Here is a 12,531-nt window from a genome sequence, read left to right on the forward strand (position 1 = left end):
ACATCTTTCCGGACTTTTTGATATAAGATATAGAAGTCGGAGATTGGTTAAGTTTTTGATTTGTGCTAGTTTTGAAATGCATTTGAGTAATGTGGGCTTATTGCTAAAAATAATTTTATGAATTGAATAAAACAGGAATCGGATATGAAACAAAATATCGTATCACCTCAGGCGATGATAGTTGGAGAAGGAGCTTATGCTGTCAATGAACTTCATTTAAGCATAGAAGATGCCTCGGAACAGAATCTGTTTATTTACCGTTATGCCGCCGGAGCACAATTCAATGTCAGCCGGAAGCTGCAGAATAATGTGATTTGTGGATTGGTGGCATTGACGGAAGATCCTTCTTCGCCAGGAGATATGATGTTGGCTCCGAATGCTACTCTTATAAATAAAGGTGTCATTGACATTCATTTCAAAGAATTGTATGCTGCTCATATTCGGAATGCACAGCGGTGTGGGGATGCTTATCAGGTAGATGCCTTGCGTGGGTATGCAATGGCTGCAGGTGCAAATTCGGTATTGATAAACGAAGGTGTCATTAATGTCTATATGGATCATGACGCCGATGCCGAGACTACGATGTATTGTTGTGCCATGTGGGCGGAAGCTGATTCGATGTTGGTTAATAAAGGCGAAATTCATTTCTATGGCAATGGTTCCTGGCAAGCATTGGTGCGTGGTGTAGGAGGTGTAGCCGACCATTTGCATGTGGTGAATGAAGGACTGATTACGGTAGATGTGGAACGTGCTTTCCAAACCCGTGTGTTACATACAGCCGGTATGTATGGTTCGCTTTGGAATAAAGGGCGTATTGAAGTGCGTGTGGCCGGACGTGTGATGACGATGGGAAGCGTGACAGGTACACAAATGCTTAATGACGGTGAAATTTATGTTACTTCATTGGCCACTTTGATTGAAGGGAAGATTCCTTATTTATTTAATTTCCCGCCAATGGCCACGGGTATGTATGAGCATTTCCGTCCGGGTGCTTTATTGCCGAGTCCGATAGTCAATAGGGGAGTGATTAAGGTGCATTTGATAGGTAGCAAAGCTTCTGGTCCTGATGCGATTGCTTTCGGATTTTATTATCAGATGGAAAATAAAGATAATGGGGAAACTCCGGTTCGTTTCGTTTCCAATGAAGGGATAGTGGAAGTAACTCAAGAAGGGCCTGTGAATTATGTAACGGGAGAATTGGGCGTGAACATGCAGTTGAAAGAAGACAATCCGGTGAAGTTGAAAATCGGTACGTGGAAAACGCACAGCCGTGACTTCTCGCAGACACACGACTTGTTCGTGTGCCAAAGTGCGTGTTTTGACTTATCGGAGCTAAACTTAATATTGGAGGATGGAGGTGTACTGCCTGATGTATCTGAATTGGTTTATCAGCTTCCTGTTGCTTTGCATCGGGGTGACACATGTATAATCAGTAAGTAAGAATTTATGTTATACAATTAAAATGCAGAAAATTATGGACAACAAGATGGTGATTAATCACAAAGAAGTAGAAAAAGTAGATATGGGTAAAGGTGTAATCCGTCAAGATTTCGCCATGGGCAAGAATCTGAATGTATTGCACTGGAATATGTCTGACCAAAGTGTGGTAGGTATGCATACGCATCCGCAGGAACAATTCGGATATGTCATCAAGGGTGGTTTCCGCCTTACGATTGGCGATAAGGAATACGAACTGAAAGAAGGTGATGCTTATTTGGTTCCCGCAGATGTGCCTCATGGTTTTGTAGCTATCGGTGAGACAGAAGCCATTGATGTGTTCGCTCCAGTCAAGACGGTTTTTCCGTGGGATAAATAAGCATGAGTATCGGACCAAAACAGTTGATTCTCGATGAAAAAATTTATTGGATTATGGTTTTGGGGCATATTGTTGTTTGCCATATCGTCTTGCTCGGAGGATGAAGAGCCTGCATTCGTTCCGGAAGAAGAGGAAGAAATATTGATAACGGGCGAGTCGGGTGCTACGGTGGTCAATACGAAAGATATTGTCTTGGGGGTGAGCGAGGACGATGTGGTATTCGAAATGACTTCCACTATTCTGACGACAAGTGGCCGTGTGACGGAGACAACGCTTAATTGTTGCGCTATGGCTGGCATTAACTTTACGGATAATGGCGGGATGCTTGCAATGGATACGTTGAATACGGTAGAGGATGTAGTGCTTATCAATCGGGGAACCATTACCATTCATACCAAAGACTTAGTGGAACGGTATAAGGACCAGATTCAGACTCCGGATGACCCGGAACGTCCTTATACTTATCTTCGTTTGATCGCCATGTTTGTCGGAACGAATAGTACGATTATTAATGAAGGGGTCATCAATGTGTATTTTGACCATGATCCGTCTGTGACTTCTACGATTTATGTCATGGGAATGAACGGAGGCGGAAACTCATCGATGATTAATAACGGCGAAATTCATTTTTATGGAAACGGTTCTGTAGCTACCCGTTTGCGTGGTATGGCAACATTCGGCAATAGCATTTCCGCATTCAATAACGGTGTCATGACCGCAGAATTGGATATATGCGAAGACGCGCGTATGATTACTACGGGCGGTACTAAATCGAATGTGATAAACGATGGTACGATGCAGATGCGGTTGCCTGGTTATATACTTTGCATGACCCGTTACGAGGATTCTAATTTGATAAACAATGGTGTGGTTGACTTGACCATGGTTGACCTTCCTGAAGGATATACCGCTGTGGGCAACGCAGAGAATCCTGTCGTTTGTGCGATGTACGACCCTTTGTCGGGCGGACGTACGCAGATGCCTTCTTTGGTGAACCGGGGCTGTATCAGCATTGCCATTGAAGGAAGTGAACGCTCTAATTCGGTAAGTCAAGGTTATGGCATGTATTGTGACTTGATGGGTGCCGGAGGGGAAGATTTGCAGGTGAATGTCATCAATGATGGAAGCATCGAAGTGTCGCAAAGCGGTCCGGTAGATTTCAGAATGGCAGAGGCTGGATTCATTACTCGTCCTGCGGTAAGAGAAGCAGCTTGCTGCATTAAGCTGGGACGTTGGAATACGACGTTACGCGATTTTTCCCAAACTCGGGATTTGTTTTACGGTCAAGGTGTCAATATGGATTTTGGCGGAGGAGAATTGCTGCTGAAGAAAGGAGAAGATTATGTGGACGGAACTTCTTACAGTGTAGCTCCGGAAGCATTGCTTTATAATGGAGGAAAAACGATGTTCCGTTATGAATATTCCGGATATGAAAACTTTGACATAAAAGCAGCTGATGAAAGTAATGTTAATCTGACATGGGATAAAGAAAATAATCAAGTGTCTTTGTCTGACAAATAAAACAGAAAATAGAATATGGAAAATATAGTAGAAAAAAGTGTTCGTGTAGGGAGCGCAGGGTATTATGTCAACCGTGAACATCTGGTTATCACTAAGCCAGAGGCAGGTAATGTAGCGGATATTACTGAGCAGGCGATTGCCGCCGGTAAAGTGCTTAAGGGGCGTAATATTGTTCTGTATGCTTTGGCGGCATTGATGGATGATGAAGAAAATCCGGGACAGCAGCGTTTGGCTTCGAATGCGACTTTGATAAATGAAGGCGTCATCGAGATACATATGCATGACATTGTTGACGCTTATAAGGCGCAAGTAAAAGCTACGCCTGATGACCCGAACGGAACATATCGTTTCGTGAAATGTTTTGCCATGGCTGCCGGTAAGGATTCGACCATTATCAACGAGGGAATTATCCGGATTTATTTCGATCAGGAGAAGGATTTGGAAACGGCTGTATATGGAGAAACGTTGTTGGCGGGTGAGAATTCGACGGTTATCAATAATGGGACTATCGAATTGTTGGGTAACGGTTCATTCGATACACAGACTCGTGTCATCGCTCTTCCGGTCAATAATGTGACCATCATCAATAACGGGAAAATCAATGTGGATGTCGAGAAGGCTTCTACCGTCCGTGTGTTGGCTACAACAGGTATTGGCGGAACGATTGCCAATTATGGTTCTATCCGAATCAATTCGACAGGAAGAATCATGACGATAGCCCGTTTTGCCAATACGCATTTGATTAATGCCGGAGATATTGATATTGTTTCGCGTGCGCATTTCATTGTTAATAAGGTGTCGTTCTTGTACCAATCTTATCCTTTGGCATGTGCTTTTTATGAACATTCATTGCCGAATACCCAGTTTGTTCCTCCTTTGGTCAATAAGGGTACGGTGAAGATTCATTTGGAAGGAAGCGAGGCTTCTACTCCGAAGGCGGTTGCGTTCGGTATCTATAGCGAGATGGTAGGCAAGGAAGAACATATTCATCGCATGGAAAATACCGGCTCGATTACGGTGTCAAAGTCGGGTCCCTATGATTTTCTGGTAGCGGAAGTGGGCGTAAACGCTCAGTCGGCAAAAGATTTTCCGTATCATGTAGAGATAGGCGAATGGCATACGGAAGCCCGGAATTTTACAGAAACGAAAGATTTGTTTGTCTGCAATAGCGGAATCTTTGATTTCGCGCATACTCGTTTGACACTGACGGGAGATAATGCCGTGTCGGATGTAAAAGCTGAAAGTTTGGTTTATCAGCGTGACGAGGCGATGCAACGTGGCGATACCTTCCAGGTGTTGAATGCGGATAAATTGGTTATTACAAAGTAAGAGTGTTAAAAAAGCAGGTTTTTCCCCTGTATGTTTAATTTTAAATACCTATTGAGATTATGGCAAAGAAAGTTTTAATTATTGCAACGAATTATGGTTCATGGGGTGAGGAATTGCAGGCTCCGTGGGATGCATGTAAGAAAGCAGGTTTTGAAGTGACTTTGGCTACTCCGCAAGGAAAGAAGCCGCTTCCTTTCCAAATCAGTGTAGACCCTGATTTTGTAGACGGTGTACAGAATATCAAGACTAATCCGAAAGAAGTTTGCGACCGCTGCAAGGAATTGGTAGATGGTGAAGAATGGGCACATCCGTTGAAATTCTCAGAAGTAAACATGGCTGATTATGATGCGATTGCTTTGACTGGCGGTCCGGGTGCTATGTTGGATATGTGTAATTGCTGGGAATTGCATAAGCTGATTATGGATGCTTATAAGAGCGGTAAGATTGTGGCTGCATTGTGCTATGCCGTTTCTACATTGGTATTCCTCCGCGACCCGGAAAATGATTATAAGTCGATTGTGTATGGCAAGAAGATTTGTGCTCATCCTCGTGCATGGGATTTCTATGGTCCGGGTATGGCTATGTCATACGAATTGTATGGTGCAACTCCTGATAACTGCGGTACGAATGTGATTACTCCGGGATTCTTGTGGCCTATCGAAGATTTGGTTCGTGACGCAGTAGGTCCTAACGGCGCTTGTATAGCACGTATCAATGCAAGTCGTGAAGACCCGCAAGTTTATTACGATCATCCGTTTATTACCGGTACTTCGGTAGAATCATCTATCGCATACGGTGATATGATTGTGAAAGTGTTGAATTCTCTTAAATAATAATTATAAGGAGAGTCATGTGTGGGGTTAATTCCGCACATGACTTATTCCTTTTTTAATCAAAAAGCAAAATGCCGGCAATAATAATTCATAGCATTGAGATGACCGACGAGCAAAAGAAGATTGTAGCCGATAAGTTCATCTCTACCTTTTCCGAAGTAAGCGGAGTGCCTAAAGACCGTATTTATCTTTTTTTTAACGGATACGGTTTGAACGAGGCAGCTACAGGCGGAAAATTATTTTCTGAGAATCCTCCTAAAAGTGCGAAAGCAAAGTTTAACGAGGATGAGTGGGCTGATAAACAGAAGTAAAACTAACATTAAAAAGGATTTATTATGGATGTAAACCAAACCATCGTAAAAGCACTGGAAGATATCGGCGTGAGCTATGTATTTGGAGGGAGCGGACAGGTAAACGCCTCTATGTTGTTGGCTCTGCGCGATTCGAAAAAAATAAAGACCGTTATTATCCGCAATGAGCAGGCGGCGTCGTTCATGGCATGTGGCTACACTATGTTTAACCCGAATAATTTGGGTGTGTGCTTTGCGACGGGAGGTCCGGGTGCGTTTAATTTGTTCTCAGGCATGGCGGTAGCATTATCCGATTCGTTGCCCATATTGGCTATAACAGGATATACTTCAATGGGACAACGGGGAAAAGGTGCGTTGAACGAATCTACAGGATTGAGCCGTACGCCTGATTCGCAGGTGATGTTTTCGGCTACGACCAAAAAATCGTATGTATTGGAGCGGGCAGAAGATACGTGTGATATTTTGGAAGACGCTATAAATACAGCATTCGACGGGCGTCCGGGACCGGTGCATATCCATATACCGAAAGATGTGACTACGGCAGAAGTAACCAATTTCCGCCCGATTAACATCCGTGTAAAAGCGGTTAAGGCAACGGAAGAAGCTCTGCAAAAAGCGGCGGATGCATTGGCTGATGCAATCAGTAAGAATAAGAAAGTGCTGGCGATGATTGGTTATGGTTGCGTGCGTAGTGAGGCATCCGGCGAATTGCTCCAATTAATAGAAAGGTATCAAATACCGTTTGTCCAGACAATGGATGCCAAAGGATTATTGCCGGAGAATCATCCATTGTGTTTAGGCATGTATGGAACATCGGGTGACAAGGCGGCTAATACGTATTTTCAGGAGGCGGAAGTCGTGCTCGCGATGGGAAATTCGTTCGCTCAAAATGCTACATTCTCATTCCAACCGGATTTATATGCGAATAAACAGTTGATTCATGTGAATATTGATCCGGCTGAAATCAATAAAGTGTATAAAGCTGATGTAGCGGTGGTAAGCGATATCAAACTGGCACTTCAGGAGTTATTGCCTTTGTTGGAGAAACGTGATTTGCCCTCTTTGCAAATCGGTACATTGCCCAACGGACATTATTATGAGGAACCGGTGCATACAGATGCCCAACGGATTTTTCCGGGAGATATCGTCCGTGTCTTGTCTCAGAATCTGCCAGACAATGCCATTGTGATGGGTGATGCCGGTTCGCACATGTTGTGGTTGAGCTGTTATTTGCAGTTGAATAAGAATCAGCGCTATCAGAATCCGGGAAGTTTCGGACCTATGGCAAGCCATACGAACGGCTGTTTGGGAGTGAAATGCGCTAATCCGGATAAAGTGGTGATTGCAGGCGTGGGTGATGGATGCTATCAGATGGCAGGATTCGAATTGATGACTGCAGTGCAATATAACATTCCTGTTATTTGGATTATATTCAATAACAGTGAATTTAATATCATCAAGAAGTTCTTGCTGAATATGTATAATGACGAGGCATATATGCAGTTTGAGAATCCGGATTTTGTGAAGTATGCCGAAGCATGTGGAGCGAAAGGATATAGGGTAGAAAAATTGGTAGAATTCTTGCCGGCGTTGCAGGATGCCATCGCGTTGAACAAGCCTTGCATTATTGATGTGTTGGTAGATAGTGAAGTGTATCCGCCTTTCAGTTTGGGAAGGGTATAAATAAAAAATGCATGTCCGTAATGAACCGGAGCAATGATGTGCAAAATGAATATATACTGACTTTGCCAAGTCAGTTATTTTCGTGGGCTGTAGCAGTTAACTGGAATTGCTTATGAAGTATATATTCATTTTCCGGACATATTAATCAGGTTGAATACGGACATTCATGGCACGGAAAATTCTTTTGCCGGATCGGACAAATATTTATTCTACCATATCTTTCCTGAATGATAATGCCGGTTCATCATCGGCACATGTGTTTGGCAGAAAGTTGTTTATCAATGATGCTTTGTCGTTACAATGCGGATAAGCCTTCGTATATAGGAGGCGTGGTGAATTATCTGCGCTTGAGTGTGACTGTAGGCAAGCCTGTCCGCATGTTCTTATAAAAAATGGGAGGATAATTGAATATAAAAATGGAAGAGACAAAGAAATATTCGAAAATGTTGATACCGTCTATTTTATCGGTATCTGTGCTTACTATTATGGCACCTACGGCGGTATCTCCTGCCTTGGCTGCTATACGGGATGCATTCCCGCATATTTCGGAAACACAAGCCAAGTTGGTTTTAACCTTGCCTACGTTGATAATGATGCCGATAGGATTGTTTTCCGCGCGTCTTACCGCTAAGATAGACAAGAAAAAGCTTTTGCTTACCGGGATGATACTTTTTCTTGTATTTGGTGTGGCTGGAGGTTTTGTGAACGATTTCCGGCTTTTGTTGTTAATGCGTTTGTTTTTCGGAATAGGTCTAGGCATTATGACTCCTTTATCCACTTCACTGATATTTGATTTTGCTCCGGATACCAATAAACGTAGCAAGCTTTTGGGCTTACAAGGCTCTTTTAACCAGTTGGGCGGTTTGCTTTTTATGAGTTTGTCGGGTGTGTTGGCAAGTATTTCGTGGCGTTATTCGTTCTTGTGTTACGCCTTTGTGGTTATATCAATCGTATTGACCACTTTGTTTATGCCTTCTATTCCACCGTTGGCTTCCCCAAAAAATGCAGCAGGTGGTGCAGGCAAGAAAACGGGAATGAATAAGAAGATATTTGTTTTAGCGTTTTTTGCCATGATGATATTTGCTTGTTACTTTGTGATAAATACCGACTTGGCGTTGTTTATGGACGTGGAGGGTATCGGCAATGCGAAAGAGTGTGGCTATGCGCTTTCTCTGATGCGTATCCCGGCGATTATTGCCGGTGTGTTGTTGGCTTGGATTATGCGGAATCTGAAGGACTGGACCATGCCTTTTGCCACGGTGATAATGGCGGCAGGATATGTCATTATCGCTTGCTCTCATTCGTATGGCGTCTTGATGGCAGGATGTTTGGTCGTGGGGCTTGGCGGCGGCTTCGCTTTGCCTCCCATTTCTCTTTTCTTGCCGCGCATTGTCACTCCGCGCCAGCGGACTTTAGGAGTAGCTATTATCATGTCGGTGGCTCAAGTGGGACAATTTGTGTCTCCGCTTTATACGGACTTGTTTGTAGATAATTCGATGGATGGTTCTGGTAGAATGCGTTTTATTGTGTGTGCCGTTACTTCTGTGATAATCGGTTTTTTGGTGGTGGCATTTGCTCATACTTTGCCGAAAAAACCATTAGAAAATTGAATATTTACGAAGTGAGGTAGAAAAAATTTAAAGGTATAAATTATTAGAATGAATAAGATATGGCAATTAAAATTTTAAGCGTAGACGATGAACAGGACTTGGAAATACTGTTGACCCAGTATTTTCGTCGGAAAATCCGCAAGGGTGAATACGAGTTCACCTTTGCGCATAATGGTTTGGAAGCCTTGCAATTGGTGTTGGAAAAGAAAGACTTTGATATTATTTTGAGTGATATCAATATGCCCGAAATGGATGGGCTTACTTTGTTGACCCGCATCAACGAGATGAGGAATCCGGCATTGAAATGCATTATGGTGTCGGCATACGGCGATATGGACAACATCCGTTCGGCGATGAACAACGGTGCATTTGATTTCGCTACTAAACCGATTGATTTGGATGATTTGTCACGCACGATAGAAAAGGCGATTGAGCAAATAAATTTTGTCAGAGAATCGCAGAATGAACATGATCAGTTGGAGTCTATTAAAAATGATTTAGCGGTGGCTGGTGAGATTCAGCAGGCTATATTGCCTCGTAAATTTCCGCCATTCCCTAAGTTGGCTGATGTTGTTGACATTTATGCCTCAATGACTCCGGCGAAAGATGTGGGTGGAGATTTCTACGACTTTTTCCAGATAGACGAAGAACGAATCGGCTTTGTAATAGCCGATGTATCGGGGAAAGGTGTCCCGGCATCCTTGTTTATGGCAGTAAGCCGGACATTGATTCGTGCTACAGGCATCAGGGGAGTCCCTTCTCATGAATGCATCAATTATGCTAATAAATTGTTGTGTAACGAAAGTCTTGACTCGATGTTTGTAACGGTCTTTTATGGTATTTACAATATCAAGACCGGCGAGGTGGACTATACGAATGCAGGGCACAATCCTCCGTATTTATTGCGTAAGAATAATACCGTAGAACCATTACCGCTTTCCAAGAATTTCATCGTAGGCGTATTTGATGATTTTGTCTATACAAATTCGAGCTTGACTTTGGAGCCGGGAGACACGTTGATTCTCTACACCGATGGCGTGACAGAAGCCTTTAATGAAAACCGGGAAATGTTTTCGGAAAGCGGATTAGAGAAAACCTTGAAGAGTGTACCGGGTGCAGGGAGCGAAGAAATAGCGGAAGCTATTTTGGAAGACTTGAAGGATTTTGTCGGGAACGAACCTCAAAGCGATGACATTACGATGTTGATATTGAAACGATTGAAATAACACATGTAGTACAATAAAAGACCTTTTTTTATGAAAGACAATTTTAAAGTATTCAAACCTGCCGATAAGATGCAGTTTGAATTTACAGATCTGATTGCCGGATATGTAAGCGATTTTAATGAAAGTGAGAAATGTTTTACGTTGACAACAACAGATAAACGTTCTTTCCCTGTATTGTTAACAGATACTACATTTGCGCGTTTGATGCGTAATTTGGACGAACCTTACCAGGATGCTACTGGTAATCTTTATCAGCTTTTGTCTCAAAATGGCCGTATGGCTTTTGTCTTTGGTATTTTCTATCCCCAACATGACGGGCAGTATACATTTGAAGCAAAACAGATAGATTTTCCGGAAAGAGAATTAGGTAAGTTCCGTTTTGAAGAATCCAACTGGTGGGCTAATCAGGCAAAGAGTATCTGTAACTTTTTTGTCCGTGCGCAGTTCGGTGATGGTGAAATCGATTATGAAAAATACCGTACGGCGGTAAGCCTGGGCGGCAAACGGGAAGTGAACTCTTTCCGCCAGGAAACCGATACGATTTCACGTATGATTTACGGTATGGCTTCCGCTTTTATGCTGACAGGTGAAGACATTTTCTTGGAAACAGCTGAAAAAGGTGTGGAATACTTGAAAAAACACATGCGTTTCTACGATGTAGATGAGAATGTGGTTTATTGGTATCATGGCATTGACATTGATGGGGACAAAGAAAAGAAAATCTTTACTTCTGAGTTTGGCGATGATTACGATGCCATCCCGATGTATGAGCAGATTTATGCATTGGCTGGTCCGATTCAGACTTACCGTGTGAACGGTGACCCTTCTATTTTGCGCGATGCTGAATTGACTATCGACCTTTTCGAACGTTTCTTCAAGGATAAGAAAGGAGAAGGATATTATTCGCATATAGACCCGGTATTGTTGAGTCCGGACAGTTCAAGCCTTGGCCCGAACCGGATGCGTAAGAACTGGAACTCTGTAGGTGATCATGCTCCTGCTTATTTGATTAACTTGTATCTGGCTACTGAGGAAAAGAAATACAAGGATTTCTTGGAATATACAGCCGATACTATCACTACACATTTCCCGGATTATGAGAATAGCCCGTTTGTAAATGAGCGCTTTATGGACGATTGGAGTCATGACCTGACATGGGGATGGCAACAAGACCGTGCGGTAGTGGGGCATAATCTGAAGATTGCATGGAACTTGATGCGTATCAATAGCATCTGCCCGAAGAAATCGTATGAAGAATTTGCCCAGCATATTGCAGAGGTCATGCCTCAAGTAGGTTTGGACGTACAGCGTGGCGGTTGGTATGATGTGATGGAACGCCGTTTGCATGGCAATCAAGAATATTATCGTTTCGCATGGCACGACCGTAAGGCATGGTGGCAACAGGAGCAGGCGATTTTGGCATACGAGATTCTGTATGGTATCTATGGCAAAGAGGAATATTTGAAATATGCACGTGAATCAGCTGCCTTCTATAATACTTATTTCCTTGACCATGAAGACGGAGCCGTTTATTTCAATGTATTGGCTAATGGCTTGCCTTACCTGCTGGGTACGGAACGTAAGAAGGGAAGCCACTCGATGAGTGCTTACCATTCAGTAGAATTAGCTTATCTGGCAGCTACTTATACCAATTTGCTGAATACCAAGAAACCGTTGACCTTATATTTCAAACCTATGGTAAATGGTTTCAAGGATAATGTATTGCGTGTACAACCCGATATCTTGCCTGTAGGAAGCGTGAAATTGCAGGAAGTATGGATTGACGGACGGGAATGGAAGAATTTCGATGCAGATAAGTTGACCATACAGCTGCCTGCCGTAGAATATCGTCCGAAAGTCAAAGTCGTTATTGTTCCTAAAGATTGAAAAAAGATGAGTGCGGAAGTTCATAAAGTAGGTTCTGTGTTGGACGCTTCATCCAGCAAAGAAGAACAGCAAGTCATATTGTCTATTTTGGATGAAAACAAAAGTGTGATTTTGGACTTGTCTGAATGTAAGTATGTATCGAGTGCCGGATTGCGTGTCATGCTTTATGCTTATAAAGTAGCTGCATCCAATGGCTTGAATGTGTACTTGGTAGGTGTATCTAAAGAGGTGAGGGAAGTAATGGCTATTACAGGCTTCGAACATTTCTTTAAATACTTCGATACAGTAGAAGAGTGTCAAACTCAAATAGGGTAA

General features: G+C 42.9%; 11 protein-coding genes. All 11 read left to right on the top strand.

Annotated elements, in window-relative coordinates:
* Positions 1-144 precede the first annotated feature (144 nt).
* On the top strand, positions 145-1,440 hold the full coding sequence (locus B5F78_RS06310; RefSeq protein WP_087406316.1) for a hypothetical protein: 1,296 nt from the start codon (positions 145-147) through the stop codon (positions 1,438-1,440).
* A gap of 34 nt (positions 1,441-1,474) precedes the next feature.
* Positions 1,475-1,816 carry a cupin domain-containing protein gene (locus B5F78_RS06315; RefSeq protein WP_013617834.1) on the top strand — a complete coding sequence of 114 codons (342 nt, stop codon included), beginning with the start codon at positions 1,475-1,477 and terminating at the stop codon, positions 1,814-1,816.
* A gap of 33 nt (positions 1,817-1,849) precedes the next feature.
* Positions 1,850-3,337 carry a hypothetical protein gene (locus tag B5F78_RS06320; RefSeq protein ID WP_087406317.1) on the top strand — a complete coding sequence of 496 codons (1,488 nt, stop codon included), beginning with the start codon at positions 1,850-1,852 and terminating at the stop codon, positions 3,335-3,337.
* 15 nt (positions 3,338-3,352) lie between these two features.
* Positions 3,353-4,666, top strand: a complete 1,314-nt coding sequence (locus B5F78_RS06325) for a hypothetical protein (protein WP_087406318.1) — start codon at positions 3,353-3,355, stop codon at positions 4,664-4,666.
* Between the two features lie 59 nt (positions 4,667-4,725).
* Positions 4,726-5,499 (top strand): type 1 glutamine amidotransferase domain-containing protein, encoded by a 774-nt coding sequence (locus B5F78_RS06330; RefSeq protein ID WP_013617831.1) that lies wholly within the window; start codon positions 4,726-4,728, stop codon positions 5,497-5,499.
* A gap of 71 nt (positions 5,500-5,570) precedes the next feature.
* Positions 5,571-5,810: a hypothetical protein gene (locus B5F78_RS06335; protein ID WP_013617830.1), complete on the top strand. Its 240-nt coding sequence runs from the start codon at positions 5,571-5,573 to the stop codon at positions 5,808-5,810.
* Between the two features lie 24 nt (positions 5,811-5,834).
* The gene (locus B5F78_RS06340) at positions 5,835-7,493 is read left to right on the top strand and encodes a thiamine pyrophosphate-binding protein (RefSeq protein ID WP_087406319.1); all 1,659 of its coding nucleotides are present in this window, start codon (positions 5,835-5,837) and stop codon (positions 7,491-7,493) included.
* Positions 7,494-7,909: 416 nt separating this feature from the next.
* Positions 7,910-9,103, top strand: coding sequence for an MFS transporter (locus B5F78_RS06345; RefSeq protein WP_022039554.1), 1,194 nt, complete (start codon positions 7,910-7,912; stop codon positions 9,101-9,103).
* A 59-nt stretch (positions 9,104-9,162) separates the two neighbouring features.
* Entirely contained in the window at positions 9,163-10,329 is a 1,167-nt protein-coding gene (locus tag B5F78_RS06350; RefSeq protein ID WP_013617826.1) for a PP2C family protein-serine/threonine phosphatase, read from the top strand.
* 30 nt (positions 10,330-10,359) lie between these two features.
* Positions 10,360-12,216, top strand: coding sequence for an AGE family epimerase/isomerase (locus tag B5F78_RS06355; protein ID WP_013617825.1), 1,857 nt, complete (start codon positions 10,360-10,362; stop codon positions 12,214-12,216).
* Positions 12,217-12,222: 6 nt separating this feature from the next.
* Complete coding sequence (locus B5F78_RS06360) at positions 12,223-12,531, top strand: STAS domain-containing protein (RefSeq protein WP_022039552.1); 309 nt, start codon at positions 12,223-12,225, stop codon at positions 12,529-12,531.

The organism is Bacteroides sp. An279 (assembly GCF_002159615.1).
Classification (GTDB): Bacteria; Bacteroidota; Bacteroidia; order Bacteroidales; family Bacteroidaceae; genus Phocaeicola; species Phocaeicola intestinalis.